Below are 17,583 nucleotides of genomic sequence, written 5' to 3'. Positions count from 1 at the left end.
GACCTCAGCGCGGGCGGTTGTTCCAGTTGTAGAAGGTCGGGATGTTCTCGAAGTGGTTCCAGGCGCAGACCGCGCTGACGCCGTCTCCGCCCGACACCTCCGCCCGCAGCCTCCGCGCGTCCTCGGCCTCCTGAAGCAGCGCTACGAGCCCGGGGGCGGCCTCCCGCACCCGCTCGGTGACTCCGTCCGGGGCGTCGTCCGCTTCGCGCTCAGGCCGCCGGTGACTGGTGGTCTCGGGCATGCTCCAACACTCCCTCCAATAGGCGGATCTTGCTGTTGCGGCAGTGCTCGGTCTCCGTACCGTCAAAACGCCCCAGCTCGAAGTAACGGTTGGCGGCATGACCGCCGCCACAGAAGCCGAAGTACGGGCACGACGCCCGACACGCCTCCACGCCCGTGAGGAACTCGCCCACCCAGGGCGTCGACGCCGCGTCCGCCAGGATCCGGGCCAGTGGGGTGGCCAGCACGTTCCCGCTGCTGAAGTCGCCGTAGTGCGGGGAGGTGAAGCCGGCCAGCTCCGGAGAGAGCACGGTCACCGAGCCGTCGTGCCCGATCGTCGGGATCGGGTCCAGCCGACGGGGCAACACGCCGTCCGCAGCGCCGTCGAGCACCGCCGCCGCGTACCGCAGTGACCACTCGACCTCGCGCAGGTGGATCCGGGGCTCCTTACGCCAGGCCGACACCAACTCCGCCCAGAACGCCGTCACCGCCGCCGGGTCATGGCTGTTGTCGCGGGTGTTGACCCCCTCAGTCTCCTCGATGTTGATGCCCAGCACGTCGCAGCCCAGCCCGAGGAAGTAGTCGTACAGCTCGGCGGCGAGCCCCGGCGCCGGCCGGGACACCACGGCCAGCGCGGAGAAGGGCAGCCCGTGCCGGCGCAGCGCCGCCACACCGCGCAGGATCCGGTCGTACGCCGGCTGACCACCACGGTTGACCCGGTCGCCGTTGCGTTCGGCCGGCCCGTCCACGCTCACGCTCACCCGCACCTCGTGCCGGGCGAAGAAGTCGCACCACTCGTCGTCGATGAGCGTCGCGTTCGTCTGCACGTGGTGCTCGACCTCGGGCCCGAAGGGCGCGATCAGGTCGGCCAGGTGCTCCCGACCGGCGGCCAGCGGCTCGCCGCCGTGCCACACGACGGAGAAGCGACCGGCCGCCGCCCACGGGTTGACCGCCGCCGCCACCGCCTCGGCCACCGGCACCGACATCCGCCGGTCAGCGGCCCGAAACGGCAGGTAGCAGTAGGCGCAGTCGAGATTGCAGAGGGTCGTCGGCTGCATGACGACGTACGACGGGACCGCGGCCAGGCCACGCATCCCGCTGAACGACGTCTCCCCAGCAGCCATCACCCTCCTCCGCCCAGCCCGAGCCCTTCAGGCTAGGCGGCACTGGCCACTCGGGTGAAGCCCTCATCAGGTGCCCGTACGATCACCGCAACGTGATCATCCGCGCGTGTGCTGACCCACCATCTGCACGTTGCCGGTGCCCTCGATGATCTCGCCGGCCTGCCACGCCTCGACCCCACGGCCGGTAAGCGTCGCCAGGGCCCGGTCGGCGTCCTCGGCCGAGACGATCGCGAACATGCCGACACCCATGTTGAAGGTCGACTCCATGTCGTGGTCGTCGATCCGGCCCTTCGACTGGATCAGGTCGAAGATCGGCTGCGGCTTCCAGGTGGACCGGTTGACCACGGCGTCGACGTGCTCCGGCAGCACCCGCACCAGGTTGCCGGGGATGCCGCCGCCGGTGATGTGGGACAGCGCCCGCACCTCGGCCTCGGCGATCAGCTTGAGGCAGTCCTTGGCGTAGATCTTGGTCGGGGTGAGCAGCTCCTCGCCCAGGGTCCGCTGCCGCCCGAAGTCGTCGATCACGATGTCCAGACGCATCCGGGCAGCGCCGAGCAGGACGTGCCGGACCAGCGAGTAGCCGTTGGAGTGCAGGCCGGAGGAGCGCATCGCGATGACGACGTCACCCACCTCGACCCGGTCCGGGCTGAGGATGTCGGCTTCCTCGACCACTCCGACACCGGTCGCGGAGATGTCGTACTCGTCCGGGCGCAGCACACCGGGGTGCTCGGCGGTCTCCCCGCCCAGCAGCGCGCAACCCGCGTACCGGCAGCCGTCGGCGATGCCCGCGCCGATCTCGGCCACCTTGTCCGGAACGACCTCGCCGGTGGCGATGTAGTCGAGCAGGAACAGCGGCTCGGCGCCACAGGCCACCAGGTCGTCGACGACCATCGCGACCAGGTCGATGCCGACCGTGTCGTGGATGTCCATCTGCTGGGCGATCACCAGCTTGGTGCCCACACCGTCGGTGGAGGACGCCAGGATCGGGCTCTTGTACTTCTTCGTGTCCAGCCGGAACAGGCCGGCGAAGCCGCCGAGGTCACCCAGCACCTCGGGGCGGCGGGTCTGGCGCACCTTCGACTTGAGCAGCTCCACCGCGCGGTCGCCCGCGTCGATGGAGACCCCGGCGTCGGCGTACGAGACCGAGCGTTTACGGGCCTGCCGGCCAGCGCCGGCCGTCCACGGCTGGTGGTCGCCGCCGGCGCCGGTCGGGCTGCTTCCTGCGCCGTTGCGCTCGGACACGTGCGTCACGGTTCTCCCCTTTGTGGTTCTCGGTGCCGCGCCGGCGGTGGCCGGGCCGCGCCGGTTGGTGCTACGGGCGGTTTGCGGTCACGCCACCAGGAGTGGCGACGAGCGGGCCGAAGCTGTCCGGGGCTTCCGGCGTCGCGTTGGCGACCCGGCGGCCCGTCCCTTCGAGGACGTGCTTGCCGATCAGGTTGCCGGCCGGCAGCTCGATCGGGTACTCACCATCGAAACACGCCCGACACAGCCGGGTCTTCGGCTGCTCGGTCGCGGCGATCAGGCCAGGAAGCGAGACGTAACCCAGCGTGTCGGCGCCGATGGAACGCCGGATGCCGTCGTTGTCCAGCCCGTTGGCCAGCAGCTCCGCCCGAGTGGCGAAGTCGATGCCGTAGAAACACGGCCAGCTGACCGGCGGGGAGGAGATCCGGACGTGCACCTCAAGCGCCCCCGCCTCGCGCAGCATCCGCACGATGGCCCGCTGCGTGTTGCCGCGCACGATCGAGTCGTCCACGACCACCAGCCGCTTGCCGCGGACGTTCTGCCGCAGAGGGTTGAGTTTGAGGCGGATGCCCAGCTGGCGCAGGGTCTGCGACGGCTGGATGAAGGTGCGGCCCACGTACGGGTTCTTCATCAGGCCCGCGCCGTAGGTGATGCCGGAAGCCTCCGCGTAACCGATCGCGGCAGGCGTACCGGACTCGGGCACCGGGATGACCAGATCGGCCTCCACCGGGTGCTCCTTGGCCAACTGCCGGCCGATCTGCACCCGCGCCGCGTGCACGTTGCGCCCGGCGATTGTCGCGTCCGGGCGGGCGATGTAGACGTACTCGAAGAGGCAGCCCTTCGGCTCCGGCGCGGCGAACCGGGTGGAGCGCAGCCCCTCCTCGTCGATCGCGATCAGCTCACCGGGCTCGACCTCACGCACCACGCTCGCGCCGACGATGTCCAGCGCGGCGGTCTCGCTCGCCACCACCCAGCCACGCTCCAGCCGGCCGAGCACCAGCGGGCGTACGCCGTGCGCGTCGCGGGCCGCGTACAGCGTCGACTCGTCCATGAAGACGAAGCTGAAGGCCCCGCGCAGCTGCGGCAGCACCTCGAGCGCGGCCGCCTCGACCGACAGATCCGGACGGCTGGCCAGCAGCATGGTCACCAGCGACGTGTCGTTCGTCGAGCCGTCCGCGACGAGGCCGCGCTCGGCGACCTCCTTCTCCAGCTCGGCGGTGTTGACCAGGTTGCCGTTGTGGGCCAGCGCGATGGTGGTGCCGGAACTGGTCGACCGGATGGTCGGCTGGGCGTTCTCCCAGTTCGAGGCGCCGGTCGTGGAGTATCGGGCGTGCCCGATCGCCAGGTGGCCGCGCAGGCTGGCCAGGGTGGGCTCGTCGAAGACCTGGGCCACCAGGCCGAGATCCTTGTAGACCACCACGCCCGAGCCATCGCTCACCGCGATGCCCGCGGCCTCCTGCCCGCGGTGCTGCAGGGCATAGAGGCCGAAGTAGGTCAGATTGGCGACCTCTTCACCGGGGGCCCAGACACCGAAGACGCCACAGGCGTCCTGCGGGCCGGGTCGTTGGGGGTCAAGGTCGTGGCTCAGCCGGCCGTCGCCTCGGGGCACTACCGCTCCCTCATGCTGGTCTGGACCGGCCTGGCGGGGATCACGGTGCGGATCCACACTCCTCGGCCGGGACCACTGTCGTCGCCTGACAGTGTACGCGAGTCAACGTCAATACAGATAGTCACGATTTCCGTGCCGAGAGTCACGACCGGCCGGACATCCGGGCAGCTAGAGGGGCAGAAACGCCGAGAGGTCCGCCCGAACGCCGCTCATCTGCACGCGACCGTCGGTGACCGCCTCGACCCACCCGATCCGCCCGGTGGCCAACTCCAACCAGGTCTGCGGGGACATCTCGACGACGTTCGGCGGATTTCCCCTGGTGTGTCGAGGACCGGGAACGCACTGGATCGCACCGTATGGTGGGACGCGCACCTCCACCGATCGGCCGGGGGCGCGCTCCGCGAGGACGGCCAACAAGGTCCGGACCGCCTCCCGGAGTACCGGCCGTTCGGGTGTACGCCCCTCGTCAAGCGCCGACAGAGCCGCGGCTACGGCGACGGACTTACTGTGCGGAGAGGACACGACGGGACGATACGACGCACAGGTGAAGCACCCGACGCTGGCCCTGGGTCGCGCCGATCCAGTCAGACAAGGCATAGTGGCCGACGGCGTATTCGTACCGTGATGATCCCCGGCCCGGCGCCCCGCCGGTCGAAGGGAAGTCAGCCCGGAAGGCGGTGGACGTGTCAACACACCGACGTGCCTGGAAGCAGCGGGCCGGTGTGGTCGTAGCGCTGGTTGCCGGCGCTCTGCTCGCCGTCCCCGCCACACCAGCAATGGCCGCAGACGTCGACGTCTCCCCCGGCTCGGTCACCGTGAACGCCGGCAGCGATGCCACGATCACCGTGCGCATCACCGGCGGTGACAACGACGAGTCGGCGAAGGTCAGCCTCTCCGGGCTGCCGTCCGGCGTCAGCTGCGCCAGTGGCTGTGGCGATGTCAAACTCTCCGGCGGCGGCCTGGGCGGCCCGAAGGGGTCGGTGCTGGTCCGGATCGCCGCCAACGACAACGCCGGCGACGCGACCGCGTCCATCACGGTGGCGGTCGAGGCCGCTTCGGGCCCGGACACCGCGACTGTCTCGCTGACCGTGAAGGGCAAGGCCGCGGCCCCGCCGACGCCGCCCCAGACGCAGACCGTGAAGTCGGTCTCCGGCAAGGTGGTCAAGAAGGCCGACGGCACCGCGGTGCCGAACGCCATCGTGATCCTCCAGGACGACGCCGGCCACCGCTACGACACGATCAGCGACGGTAGCGGCAACTTCCGGATCACCGGCACGACCGACAAGCCGATCACTCCGGGCCGGCTCACCGTCGGTGCCAGCTTCGACAACATCAACGCGGTCAAGAGCTTCAACGCGAGCGCCGGGCAGTCGGTCACCGGTCAGCGGATCAGCCTGGAGATCAAGGTCGAGGTGACGCCCAGCGCCACGCCGTCCGCCAGCGCCGAGGCCACCCCCACCGAGGAAGCGACCGAGGAGGGCGCCGAGGATCAGCCCTCCGAGGAGGCCAGCCCGGGCGCCGCGGCGAACGCCTCCAAGGAGGATGACGGCGGCGGCATCGGGTCGTACCTGATCATCCTGCTCGGCGGCCTGCTCGTCGCGGCAGGCGTCGGCACGATCGTGCTGCTCTGGATGAAGCGCCGCGAGAGCGGCGACGACGATGACGAGCCGGCGGCGGCTGGCGCGGCCGGGGCGGCTGGCGCTGTGCCGGCGGCCCGGGGTGCCTTCCACGGTGTCGACGACCCGACCCGGGTGGTCAACCGCCCCGGTGGCGGTCCCGACCCGACCATGGTCGGCGGCGCGGCGCTGAGCGAGGCGCCGACGATGATGCACCGCCCGGTGGTCGACGACGTCCCGCCGGACCCGTACGGAGCGCCAGCACAGCCCTACGGCGCGGCGGGCCAGCAGGGTTGGGGCGGCGCCGGCGTACGGCGACGAGCCCGCCCCGGGCGGCTACGGCGCCGGTGGCTACGGCAACGCGCCCTCCTCGGGCGGCGGCTACGGCACGGCGGCAACCCCGGACGGCGGCTACGGCGCCGGCCCGGCGGGAGACGCCTACGGCGCCGCACCCGGCTCGGGCGCGGGCTACGGCGGTGCTGCGGCCGGCGGCTACGGCAGCGCACCCTCCTCCGGTGGCGGCTACGGCAGCCGTGACTACACCGCCCCGGCCGGTGGCGCGGGCTACCCGCCCGCTCCCGCTGGTGGGGCCGGCTACGGCGAGCGCTTCGACGAGCCGACCGGCCGGTACACCGGCGACAGCACCCAGTACCCGGCTCCGGCCGACCCGTACGCCACGGGCGTCTACCAGCCCGAACAGCAGTCTCCGGGCTACGGCCAGCCCGATCCGACGGCCCCGTACGGCGGCGGTCGCGCGGCGGAGCCGGCCGGCGGCTACGGCCAGCAGACCGGGGCGTACGACCAGGGTGGCTACGGCCAGCAGCAGAGCGGCGGGTACGACTAGGGCGGCTACGGCCAGGAGCCCCCGCAGCAACGCGGCGGCTACGACGACCGCGGCTACGACCAGGGCGGCTACGGCCAGCAGCAGAGCGGCGGGTACGACCAGGGCGGCTACGGCCAGGAGCCCCCGCAGCAACGCGGCGGCTACGACGACCGCGGCTACGACCAGGCCGGTTACGGCCAGCAGCAGGGTGGCCGGGCCCGACCGGAAACCCCGCCGCCCACCGAGCGAGGCGGCCGACGCCTCGACTGGCTTGACGACTGACAAGCACCACCACAGCACAGCGCCACGACGAAACGGCCGCCCGGAGATCCGGGCGGCCGTTTGCCGTTGCGGCGCTTGTCGCCGGGTCCTGCGGCGTGATCGACTCGCCTTCCTGGAAGGCGGGCTGTCCGCCGCACCTCGACACACCGACTTCCCGGAACCCGAGTTGATCACGCCAGCACGTGCCACCCGACGGCCGGACGGCCGTGGCAGGACGCGGATGTGGGCGCGGCGCGAGCGGGCCGGCGACCCGCGACGGTCAGGAGGCGGAGAACACGCCCTGGTGGAGGACCGGAACGACGTCCGACACGCCCACCCGGACCGCGATGTCGACGTCGGCGCCGAAGCCACTCTCGGTCAACTCCCGACCGGACACGCTGCCGCGCACGGCGGCGGGGACGTCCGGAGTGCTTGCCAGCGCGGCGAGCGCCATGGCCGCCTCCACGGAGAGGCCACCCGGTACACCGGACAGGGCGTCCAGCACGCTCGCCGCGCCGAGCTGGTCCTCGACCGAGGGTCGTAGCGACCCGTCCGGCCACCGCTCACCCGAGGCGATGACGCCGATGGGGGCGTCCGTCGTGCCGTACCCCTGGCGGCGCAGCCATCGCCCGACGGCGCGCGAGTTGCGCAGGCACGCCGCGACCACCGGCAGCCCGGTGGCGCTGGCGGCCGCGCTGATCGCGGAGCCGTTCGGTGAGGGCAGCACCAGGTCCGCCACGACGGGCGCGGCGCTCAGCGCGGCGGGCGACAGCGACCACGGATGGTCGGCCGTCACCCGGCGACGGCCCACGGCCGCGACCGCGCCGACCCGCACCGCGTACTCGGCGGCCTGCTCACCCCACGGGAACGGGTGCACCCGCATGCCCCGGGCGACCGCCACCTCCACGGCGGTGGTGAACGAGAGCACGTCCACCACCACCAGCGCCGCGCAGACCCGGCCGAGCTCGGCCGCCCCGGTCAGGCCCCAGTCGAACCGGGCACCCGACCCGGGCTGGCCGTGGACGGCCGCCGCCAACGCCTCAGCGCTCGTCAGGCGACGGCTCGGCGGCACCGGGGTCAGACTCGGACGACTCACCCGGCTGCTCCGACCCGACCGGGTCGACGGCTCCGGTCTGCGGGGACGGCCCGGACGAGGCGATCGGCTCGGAGAGCACCTCCGACGCGTCCACCGGCTCGGCCGGGGCACCCGGCAGCGGCACACCCTCGACCGCGCCCGCCACGCCGGCGGCCGGCGCGGGCACCTCCACGGCGGCGGTGCCGCCGAAGAGACGCGGAAGCGTCTCGGTGTGCGCGGCCCGCAGCTCGTCCAGACCGATCCGGAACTGGCCGTGCACCTCCAGCGCGCCGCCCGTCGGGTCGGTGACGCCGATCAGCTCGAACGGCACACCCCGCTCGGCGCAGAGCGCGGCGAACGCCTTGTCGTGGCCACGTGGCACCGACACCAGCGCCCGCGTGGCGGACTCGCTGAACAGGTAGACGAACGGCATCGAACCGCCGGCGAACTGCTCCGGCACGGCGATCCGGGCGCCGACACCACGCCGCAGGCAGGACTCGACAAGGCTCTGGGCCAGGCCACCGTCGGAGAGGTCGTGTGCCGAACTGAGGTGACCCACCCGGGCCGCCTCGGCAAGCAGCTCGGCGAGCGCCTTCTCGCGGAGCAGGTCGACCTGCGGCGGGATCCCGCCGAGGTGCTCGTGGGTCACCCAGGCCCACTCCGAGCCGGACAGCTCCACGTTCGTCTCGCCGAGCAGGTAGAGCTGGTCGTGGTCGCCACCGGGGCGCGGGACGAAGCCCATCGGCACCCGGTCGGCGACGTTGTCCAGCACACCCAGCACGCCGACCACCGGGGTCGGGTGGATGGCCGCCGCGCCGGTCTGGTTGTAGAAGCTGACGTTGCCGCCGGTGACCGGGATGCCCAGCTCCAGGCAGCCGTCCGCCAGGCCGCGCACGGCCTCGGCGAACTGCCACATGACTCCCGGGTCCTCCGGCGAGCCGAAGTTGAGGCAGTTGGTCACGGCGATCGGCTTCGCGCCGGTCACCGCCACGTTCCGGTACGCCTCGGCCAGGGCCAGCTTGGTGCCGTTGTACGGGTCCAGTCGGGCGTACCGGCCGTTGCCGTCCAACGACAGCGCCACGCCGAGACCGGTCCGCTCGTCGATCCGGATCACGCCGCCGTCCTCCGGCTGCGCGAGCACTGTGTTGCCGAGCACGTAGCGGTCGTACTGCTCGGTGACCCAGGTCTTGTCGGCCAGGTTGGGCGACGCGATCATGCGCAGCACGGTCTCCCGCAGCGCGTCCGGGTCGGCCGGGCGGGGCAGCGTCTCGGCCCGGTCGGCCTGGAGCAGGATCAGGTCGGCCGGCTCGCGCATCGGCCGGGCGTAGACCGGGCCGTCGTCGACGAGCGAGCCCGGCGGCACGTCGACGACCAGGTGGTCCTGCCAGGTGATCAGCAGTCGACCGGGGCGGCCGTCCGGCTCCGGCGCGGTGACCTCACCGATCGCGGTGGCGAGGACGCCCCACTTCTCGCAGGTCTTGAGCACCGCGTCGAGCTTCTCCGGCTCGACGACCAGCAGCATCCGCTCCTGCGACTCGCTGGCCAGGATCTCGTGCGGGTCCATCGAGGGCTCACGCAGCGGCACCCGCTCCAGCCAGACCCGCATGCCCGTGCCAGCAGCAGCGGCGGTCTCGGTGAGCGCGCAGGTCAGACCGGCGCCACCGAGGTCCTGGATGCCGACGACCAGTTGCCCGTCGTACAGCTCGAGGCACGCCTCGATCAGCAGCTTCTCGGTGAACGGGTCACCGACCTGCACGGCGGGGCGGCGCGCCTCGCTGCCCTCGTCGAAGGTGGCGCTGGCCAGCACCGAGACGCCACCGATGCCGTCCCGGCCGGTCTTGGCGCCCATCAGCACGACGACGTTGCCCGGGCCGGCAGCGGCCTTGTTCTGCAGCCGGCTGACCGGCAGCACGCCCAGGCAGAGCGCGTTGAGCAGCGGGTTGCCCTGGTAGGAGGGGTCGAAGACCAGCTCGCCACCGATGTTGGGCAGGCCCAGGCAGTTGCCGTAGCCGCCCACGCCGGCGACGATGCCGGTGAGCACCCGGGCGGTGTCCGGGTGGTCCGCGGCACCGAAGCGCAGCGGGTCCATCACCGCGACCGGGCGGGCGCCCATGGCCAGGATGTCCCGGACGATGCCGCCGACGCCTGTCGCCGCGCCCTGGTACGGCTCGACGAAGCTCGGGTGGTTGTGCGACTCGACCTTGAAGGTCACCGCCAGCTCGTCGGAGACCTGCACCACGCCGGCGTTCTCGCCGATGCCGGCGAGCATCCGGTCGCTGTGCGGGGCCTTCTCACCGAACTGGCGCAGGTGCACCTTGCTCGACTTGTAGGAGCAGTGCTCGCTCCACATGATCGAGTACATCGCGAGCTCGGACTGGGTGGGTCGACGGCCGAGGATCTGCCGGATCCGGTCGTACTCGTCGTCGCGCAGACCCAGCTCGGTGTACGGCTGCAACTCGCCCGGGGTGCCACCGGCGCGCGGCACGGTGTCCACGCCGTCGGTCCAGTCGGCGGTCGCCGGCTGGGCCGGAGCGGCTGCCGGGGCGGTGGGCTGCGCCAGCGGCTCGGTCGGCTGCGCCGGGGCGGAGTACGCCTCCGGTGTGTCCCGTACCGGGTCCGGATGGGTGGTCATGACCTCTCCTCGCTGCGCTCGTGCCCGCCCGACCGGCGGTTGAGCTGACCGATGATCGCCCCGCCGGTCACGCCGGCGTCCCCACCAGGTGCTTGAGGACGGAGGTGAAGAAGCCGAGGCCGTCCAGCGATGGGCCGGTGAGCGCCTCCACCGCGTGCTCGGGGTGCGGCATGATGCCGACAACGTTGCCGGCGGAGTTCGTGATGGCCGCGATGTCGCGCAGCGACCCGTTGGGGTTGCCGCCGACGTAGCGCGCGACGACCCGGCCCTCGGCTTCGAGCTGGTCCAGCGTCGCGGTGTCGGCGACGTAGCAGCCCTCGCCGTTCTTCACCGGGATGAGGATCTCCTGGCCGGGCTGGAACGCGTTGGTCCAGGCGGTGCCGGCCGACTCGACGCGCAGGGCCTGGTCGCGGTTGCGGAAGTGCAGGTGCTGGTTGCGGGTGAGCGCGCCGGGCAGCAGGTGCGCCTCGCAGAGGATCTGGAAGCCGTTGCAGATGCCGAGCACCGGCAGCCCACCCCGGGCGGCGTCCACGAGCGTCTCCATCACCGGGGCGAACCGGGCGATGGCGCCGCAGCGCAGGTAGTCACCGTAGGAGAAGCCGCCGGGAAGCACGACCGCGTCCACACCGTGCAGATCCGGGTCACCGTGCCAGAGCCGGACCGGCTCGGCGCCGGCGATCCGGACGGCGCGGGCCGCATCCCCGTCGTCGAGCGAGCCGGGGAAGGTGACCACACCGACCCGGGCGGTCACGAGCGGGCGTCCGCGGTCTCGTCGGTCTCGACCAGGCGGACGGTGAAGTCCTCGATGACCGGGTTGGCGAGCAACTTGTCGGCGATCTCCCGGGCCCGGTCCAGGTCCGGTTCACCGGTGAAGTCGATCTCGATGCGCCGGCCGATCCGCACTGAGGCGACGTCGCTGACGCCGAGCCGGGGCAGCGCGTTTGCGACGGCCTGGCCCTGCGGATCGAGGATCTCGGGCTTGAGCATGACGTCGACGACGACGCGAGGCACTGGGCACTCCTGACTGTGTACGCAGTTGGGTGCCGACCCACAACGGGCGAGCGCAGCCAGCGTACCTGGCAGATACCGTCGCGGACGCACCGGCCGGGCGCAGTCCAGGCAGTGATCCACATAACGGTCGGCGGGGGCGGTCGGCGGGGCGGGACAGGCGGCCCCAGCAGGGCATATACGGCGCGCCGGGTAGCCGAATCGTTACATTGGTTGATCTCGATGACTTTCTTGAAAACGATGCCCGTCGGCCCTACAGTACATCGACATATCTCGATGCCAGCGGCGGCGGGGACCTCCCACCGCCGTCCCCGGGCACCCGGCGACCCCGGGCCCGCCCCGTCCAAGGAGTCCACCGATGCGCGTTCGTCCCCTGCTCGCCCTGATCAGCACCGCGCTGGTCGGCGCCCTCGGCGCCGCCTCCGGCGCGTCCGCCGCCCCGGCCGGTCCCCAGCCCATCATCGGCGGCAGCACCGTCTCGTCCGCCCCCTGGGCCGCCGCGGTGCTGAGCAACGGCTCGTTCACCTGCTCCGGCAGCGTGATCGCCGCGCAGTGGGTCCTCACCGCCCGGCACTGCATCAGCGGCACGATGTCCGTCCGGGTCGGCAGCGTCTACCGCGCCTCGGGCGGGGTCACCCGCAGCGTCAGCGCCACCTACACCCGTAACGACCTGGCCCTCATGCGGCTCTCCAGCACGGTCAGCACCTCGGCGGTGTCCCTGGCCAGCAGCAACCCGCCCGTCGGATCGACCAACTCGATCTACGGGTGGGGCATGACCTGCTACAGCGGCTGCTCCGCGTCCAGCCAGCTCAAGACCGCCACCGTCCAGGTGACCAGCACCAACGTCACCGACGCGTACGGCGGGCAGGCGATCCGCAGCAGCCGGATCAGCGGCAACGCCTGGCGCGGTGACTCGGGCGGGCCGCAGTTCTACAACGGCCAGCAGGTCGGCGTGGCCTCCACTGCCGACGGGCAGAGCATCCAGAACTACGGCAGCGTCGCGTACAACCGGGCCTGGATCACCTCGGTGGCCGGTGTCTGACGGTTAGCGCCCGCGCGGCGCGGATGGTCGGCGGCGTGCCGGCCGTCCGCGCCGCGTCGTTTTGCAGCATCCGATCAGGTGAACACTGCACACGATCGGGTCGCGCAACTCCTGACAGCATCGGAACCGTGCTGGTCGTGACGACAGAGCAACTGCCCGGCTACGAGATCCGCCAGATTCTCGGTGAGGTGGTGTCATCGATGGCCAGGACGCGCAACCCGTACCGCGAGGGGGTCAAGAACCTGCGCGGTGGCGCGTACGACCCGATGGCGCCGGACAACCTGACCCGGTGGCGTACCGACTCGGTGACCCGCCTCGGCGAGGAGGCCCTACGCCTCGGCGCGAACGCCGTGATCGGCATGCGCTTCGACAGCCGGGACTGCGGCGAGATGTGGATGGAGATCTGCGCCTACGGCACGGCGGTCGTCGCCGTACCCAAGATGCCCGAGGTCATGCCGCCCGACCAGCCGGCGGTGGCGGCGGAGACCGCCACCGAACCGGCCTTCGCGGAGTCTCTCGGCGGCATCGCCGAACCCGCGAGCGCCCCCAACCTGAGAACAGCAGCAGAAACCCCGACCGGCGAGTAGCGCCCGCGCGGGCGTCACAGGATGGGCGGTGGGCTGTAGGTTGCCGCTTCCGGGTGGGTTTCGACCACCTTGGTGATGCGGCGGCTCAGCGCTTCCACCTGGGTCTTCGCCGCGCCGACGAAGGCGCTGCGGTCGGCGACCAGGGTGTCGATGTCGGCGCGGGACAGGCCGAGGCGACCATCGGCGGCGAGGCGGTCGAACAGGTCGTTCTCCGGGGCGCCCTTCTCGCGCATGGCCAGCGCCACGGCGACCGCGTGCTCCTTGATCACCTCGTGGGCGACCTCCCGGCCGACGCCGCGCCGGACGGCCGCCACCAGGATCTTGGTGGTGGCCAGGAAGGGCAGGAACCGCTCCAGCTCCCGGTTGATCACCGCCGGGTACGCGCCGAACTCGTCGAGCACGGTCAGGAAGGTCTGGAACAGCCCGTCGGCGGCGAAGAACGCGTCCGGCAGAGCCACCCGCCGGACCACCGAGCAGGACACGTCCCCCTCGTTCCACTGGTCACCGGCCAGCTCACCGACCATCGACAGGTAACCACGAATGATCACCGCGAAGCCGTTCACCCGCTCCGACGAGCGGGTGTTCATCTTGTGCGGCATCGCGCTGGAGCCGACCTGACCCGGCTTGAAGCCCTCGGTCACCAGCTCCTGACCGACCATCAGCCGGATCGTGGTGGCAAGCGACGACGGCGCGGCGGCGGTCTGCGCCAACGCCGACAGCACGTCGAAGTCCAACGAGCGCGGGTAGACCTGCCCGACGCTGTCCAGCACCCGCGCGAAGCCCAGGTGCTCGGCGACCCGCCGCTCCAGCTCGGCCACCTTGTCGGCGTCGCCGTCGAAGAGGTCGAGCTGGTCGGCGGCCGTGCCGACCGGCCCCTTGATGCCGCGCAGCGGGTAGCGGGCGATCAGGTCCTCCAGCCGCTCGTACGCGATCAGCAGCTCCTCCGCCGCCGACGCGAAGCGCTTGCCCAGCGTGGTGGCCTGCGCGGCCACGTTGTGCGAGCGACCGGTCATGACCAGCTCGGAGTGTTCGTACGCGAGCCACGCCAACCGGGCCAGCGTGGCCACCACCCGGTCCCGGATCAGCTCCAGCGAGGCGCGCACCTGGAGCTGCTCGACGTTCTCGGTGAGATCCCGGGAGGTCATCCCCTTGTGCACGTGCTCGTGCCCGGCGAGCGCGCTGAACTCCTCGATGCGGGCCTTGACGTCGTGCCGGGTGACCCGCTCCCGCTCGGCGATCGAGGCGAGGTCGACCTGGTCGAGCACCCGCTCGTACGCCTCGACCACGCCGTCCGGGACGGCCACGCCGAGGTCACGCTGCGCGCGGAGCACGGCGAGCCAGAGCCGCCGCTCCATCCGGACCTTCTCCTCGGGCGACCAGAGGGCGACCAACTCGGGTGAGGCGTACCGGTTGGCGAGCACGTTGGGGATCGTCGTCACGTGCCTCATTGTCCCGCACGTGCTGACCAGCACCCGGACCGGGCCGCGCCGGCGCTCAGCGTTCCAGGATCGCCGTCACGCCCTGGCCGCCTGCCGCGCAGATGGAGATCAGCCCGCGTCCGCCGCCCTTGGAGGCCAGCAGCTTGGCCAGCGTCGCCACGATCCGGCCGCCGGTGGCGGCGAACGGGTGCCCGGCGGCCAGCGACGAGCCGTTGACGTTGAGCCGGTCGGTGTCGATCGCGCCCAACGGCGCGTCCAGGCCGAGCCGGTCCTTGCAGAACTCCGGCGACTCCCAGGCGGCGAGGGTGGCCAGCACCTGCGAGGCGAACGCCTCGTGGATCTCGTAGTAGTCGAAGTCCTGCAACGTCAGCCCGGCGCGGGCCAGCATCCGCGGCACCGCGTACGCGGGGGCCATCAGCAGCCCCTCGTCGCCGTGCACGAAGTCCACCGCCGCCGTCTCCGACCAGCTGAACCAGGCCAGCACCGGCAGGTGGTGCGCGGCGGCCCACTCCTCGCTGGCCAGCAGCACGGTGGACGCGCCGTCGGTGAGGGGCGACGAGTTGCCGGCGGTCATGGTGGCCTGCTCGGCGTCCGGGCCGCGGGTGCCGAAGACCGGCTTGAGCGAACCGAGCTTCTCCAGGCTGCTGTCCGGGCGCAGGTTCTGGTCGCGGGTGAGCCCCAGGTACGGCGTCATCAGGTCGTCGAAGAAGCCCCGCTCGTACGCGGCGGCGAGCCGCTGGTGCGAGCGCAGCGCCAGCTCGTCCTGCGCGCGCCTGTCGATCTGCCAGCGCAGCGCGGTCCGGGCGGCGTGGTCGCCCATGGACAGCCCGGTACGCGGTTCGGCGTTGCGCGGGATCTCCGGCTTGAACGGCTGGAGCGGGCGCAGCTTCGCGGCGATCTTCATCCGCTGGCCGAGCGTCCGGGCCGAGTTGAGTTTGAGCAGCGTGCGCCGCATCTCCTCGTTGACCGCGAGCGGGGCGTCGGAGGTGGTGTCGACACCGCCGGCGATGCCGACGTCGAGCTGGCCGAGGGCGATCTTGTTGGCGACCAGGATGGCCGCCTCCAGACCGGTGCCGCAGGCCTGCTGGATGTCGTACGCGGGGGTGTGCGGGTCGAGCCGGGAGCCGAGCACCACCTCACGGGTGAGGTTGAAGTCGCGGGAGTGCTTGAGCACCGCGCCGGCCACCACCTCGCCGACGCGTTGCCCGGCCAACCCGTAGCGGGCGATCAGACCGTCCAGCGCCGCGCCGAGCAGATCCGCGTTCGACGCGTCCGCGTAGCGGGAGTTGGAACGGGCGAAGGGGATGCGGTTGCCCCCGATGACCGCGACCCGCCGGATGCTCTGCACGATCCGCCTCCTCTAAGTGTTGCTCGAACCCTACTCGCCAGTAGGCTACGCCCATGACCGACAGGTACGCGAGCTTCGTCCAATCGGCCGCCGGCCGCGCGCTGGTCAAGCGCCTCGGGCTGCCCGACCCGCCGCGACTGCGCCGACACCACCCCGGCGATCCGCTGCTGACCGGGCCGGCCCTGCTCGGTGCGGCCGTCGGCGGCCGGCTCGCCGAGCCGGTCACCGCGATCCTGACCGCCGCCGGGGTCGAGCTGCGCGACACCGGCACGGCCGCACCGCAGGACCGCTTCGGCGCCCTGGTGTACGACGCCACCGGCATCACCGACTCGACCCAGCTGCGCCAGCTCTACGACTTCTTCCACCCGCAGGCCCGGGCGTTGCTGCCCAGCGGTCGGGTGATCGTGCTCGGCACTCCGCCGAGCGAGTGCCCGGCGCCGCGCGAGGCGACCGCGCAGCGCGCCCTGGAAGGGCTGGTCCGCAGCATCGGCAAGGAGTTCGGTCGGGGCACCACCGCGCAACTCGTCCAGGTAACTGGCGACGCCAACGACACCAGCCTGGAATCGGCCCTCCGGTTTCTGCTGTCCGGCCGGTCCGCGTACGTCTCGGGGCAGGTCATCCGGGTCGGCGTCGGCGCGGCGAGCGCCCCGGCCGACTGGGACCGCCCGCTGGACGGGCAGGTCGTGCTGGTCACCGGGGCCGCCCGGGGCATCGGAGCGGCCCTCGCCCGGGTTCTCGCCCGCGACGGCGCGCAGGTGGTGGCCCTGGACGTCCCGGCGGCCGGGGACGCCCTCGCCGCGGTGGCGAACGACATCGGCGGTACGGCCGTCCAGCTCGACCTGACCGCGCCGGACGCGCCGACCCGGCTCGCCGACCACCTGGCCAGCCGACACGGCCGGGTCGACGTGGTGGTGCACAACGCCGGCATCACCCGGGACAAGACGCTCGGCCGGATGGACGCCGACCGGTGGGACCAGGTCATCGACGTCAACCTGTCCAGTCAGGAGCGGATCAACGACGTGCTGCTGGAGCGGGAGCTGATTCCGGCCGGCGGGCGGATCATCGGCGTCTCCTCGATCGCCGGGATCGCCGGAAACCGGGGGCAGACCAACTACGCCACAAGCAAGGCCGGCGTGATCGGTCTTGTCGACTCGCTCGCCCCGGCCCTGCGCGACCGGAACATCAGCGTCAACGCGGTGGCCCCGGGCTTCATCGAGACCCGGATGACCGCGCGCATCCCGCTTGTCGTCCGCGAGGCGGGCCGGCGGATGAACAGCCTGGCGCAGGGCGGCCTGCCGGAGGACGTGGCCGAGACGATCGGCTGGCTGGCTTGGCCGGCAAGCGGCGCGGTAAGCGGCAACGTCGTCCGGGTCTGCGGCCAGAGTCTGCTGGGGGCGTGATGGCCAGGAGGAGAGAACCCGCGAGGGAGCCGGACGACCTCTCGGTCCACGACCTGATCGAGGGCCCCACCGAGATCCTGTCGCGGGAGACGCTGGACGCGATCCGCCGGCCGCAAGCCGACAGCGCCGACCTGAGCGTCGAGCGCACCCACGACCTG

The 17,583-nt window shown here is 72.0% G+C and carries 14 protein-coding genes and 1 pseudogene; 4 read left to right on the top strand and 11 right to left on the bottom strand.

Annotated elements, in window-relative coordinates; translation table 11 throughout:
- Positions 1-4: 4 nt before the first annotated feature.
- From amcA to MILUP08_RS02065, 5 genes are all read right to left on the bottom strand, one after another.
- Complete coding sequence (gene amcA / locus MILUP08_RS02085; protein WP_007454327.1) at positions 5-241, bottom strand: multiple cyclophane-containing RiPP AmcA; 237 nt, start codon at positions 239-241, stop codon at positions 5-7.
- The gene (gene amcB, locus MILUP08_RS02080; protein ID WP_144057061.1) at positions 210-1,313 is read right to left on the bottom strand and encodes a cyclophane-forming radical SAM peptide maturase AmcB; all 1,104 of its coding nucleotides are present in this window, start codon (positions 1,311-1,313) and stop codon (positions 210-212) included. The genes amcA and amcB overlap by 32 nt, the downstream gene beginning before the upstream one ends.
- A gap of 126 nt (positions 1,314-1,439) precedes the next feature.
- Positions 1,440-2,594 (bottom strand): phosphoribosylformylglycinamidine cyclo-ligase, encoded by a 1,155-nt coding sequence (gene purM, locus MILUP08_RS02075; RefSeq protein ID WP_007454323.1) that lies wholly within the window; start codon positions 2,592-2,594, stop codon positions 1,440-1,442.
- A gap of 61 nt (positions 2,595-2,655) precedes the next feature.
- Complete coding sequence (purF, locus tag MILUP08_RS02070; protein ID WP_007454321.1) at positions 2,656-4,194, bottom strand: amidophosphoribosyltransferase; 1,539 nt, start codon at positions 4,192-4,194, stop codon at positions 2,656-2,658.
- Positions 4,195-4,362: 168 nt separating this feature from the next.
- The gene (locus MILUP08_RS02065) at positions 4,363-4,716 is read right to left on the bottom strand and encodes a sterol carrier family protein (RefSeq protein WP_039905205.1); all 354 of its coding nucleotides are present in this window, start codon (positions 4,714-4,716) and stop codon (positions 4,363-4,365) included.
- 254 nt (positions 4,717-4,970) lie between these two features.
- Between MILUP08_RS02065 and MILUP08_RS02060 the strand changes: the two are divergent.
- A pseudogene (locus MILUP08_RS02060) lies at positions 4,971-6,915 on the top strand (carboxypeptidase-like regulatory domain-containing protein).
- Between the two features lie 259 nt (positions 6,916-7,174).
- On the opposite strand, the gene MILUP08_RS02055 reads toward MILUP08_RS02060, so the two are convergent.
- The 4 genes from MILUP08_RS02055 to purS form a co-directional block, all read right to left on the bottom strand.
- Entirely contained in the window at positions 7,175-7,930 is a 756-nt protein-coding gene (locus MILUP08_RS02055) for a 2-phosphosulfolactate phosphatase (RefSeq protein WP_039907152.1), read from the bottom strand.
- Between the two features lie 4 nt (positions 7,931-7,934).
- Complete coding sequence (purL, locus tag MILUP08_RS02050; RefSeq protein WP_007454314.1) at positions 7,935-10,601, bottom strand: phosphoribosylformylglycinamidine synthase subunit PurL; 2,667 nt, start codon at positions 10,599-10,601, stop codon at positions 7,935-7,937.
- 67 nt (positions 10,602-10,668) lie between these two features.
- Complete coding sequence (gene purQ / locus MILUP08_RS02045; protein WP_007454312.1) at positions 10,669-11,352, bottom strand: phosphoribosylformylglycinamidine synthase subunit PurQ; 684 nt, start codon at positions 11,350-11,352, stop codon at positions 10,669-10,671.
- Positions 11,349-11,612 (bottom strand): phosphoribosylformylglycinamidine synthase subunit PurS, encoded by a 264-nt coding sequence (purS, locus tag MILUP08_RS02040; protein WP_007454310.1) that lies wholly within the window; start codon positions 11,610-11,612, stop codon positions 11,349-11,351. The genes purQ and purS overlap by 4 nt, the downstream gene beginning before the upstream one ends.
- A gap of 355 nt (positions 11,613-11,967) precedes the next feature.
- On the opposite strand from purS, the gene MILUP08_RS02035 reads away from it, so the two are divergent.
- The gene (locus MILUP08_RS02035) at positions 11,968-12,651 is read left to right on the top strand and encodes a S1 family peptidase (RefSeq protein WP_007454307.1); all 684 of its coding nucleotides are present in this window, start codon (positions 11,968-11,970) and stop codon (positions 12,649-12,651) included.
- Between the two features lie 23 nt (positions 12,652-12,674).
- Complete coding sequence (locus MILUP08_RS02030; RefSeq protein ID WP_083915793.1) at positions 12,675-13,238, top strand: YbjQ family protein; 564 nt, start codon at positions 12,675-12,677, stop codon at positions 13,236-13,238.
- 14 nt (positions 13,239-13,252) lie between these two features.
- On the opposite strand, the gene purB is transcribed toward MILUP08_RS02030, so the two are convergent.
- Positions 13,253-14,677, bottom strand: a complete 1,425-nt coding sequence (purB, locus tag MILUP08_RS02025; RefSeq protein WP_039905202.1) for an adenylosuccinate lyase — start codon at positions 14,675-14,677, stop codon at positions 13,253-13,255.
- Between the two features lie 55 nt (positions 14,678-14,732).
- The gene (locus tag MILUP08_RS02020) at positions 14,733-16,025 is read right to left on the bottom strand and encodes an acetyl-CoA C-acetyltransferase (protein ID WP_007454301.1); all 1,293 of its coding nucleotides are present in this window, start codon (positions 16,023-16,025) and stop codon (positions 14,733-14,735) included.
- Positions 16,026-16,078: 53 nt separating this feature from the next.
- Here MILUP08_RS02020 and MILUP08_RS02015 point away from each other — a divergent pair, with 53 nt between their 5' ends.
- Complete coding sequence (locus MILUP08_RS02015) at positions 16,079-17,425, top strand: 3-oxoacyl-ACP reductase (protein ID WP_007454299.1); 1,347 nt, start codon at positions 16,079-16,081, stop codon at positions 17,423-17,425.
- Positions 17,426-17,583: the final 158 nt, after the last annotated feature.

This window comes from Micromonospora lupini str. Lupac 08, from assembly GCF_000297395.2.
Taxonomy (GTDB): Bacteria; Actinomycetota; Actinomycetes; order Mycobacteriales; family Micromonosporaceae; genus Micromonospora; species Micromonospora lupini.
Note: the sequence above shows the minus strand (reverse complement) of the source record. Positions and strands in the feature narration are given on the sequence as shown.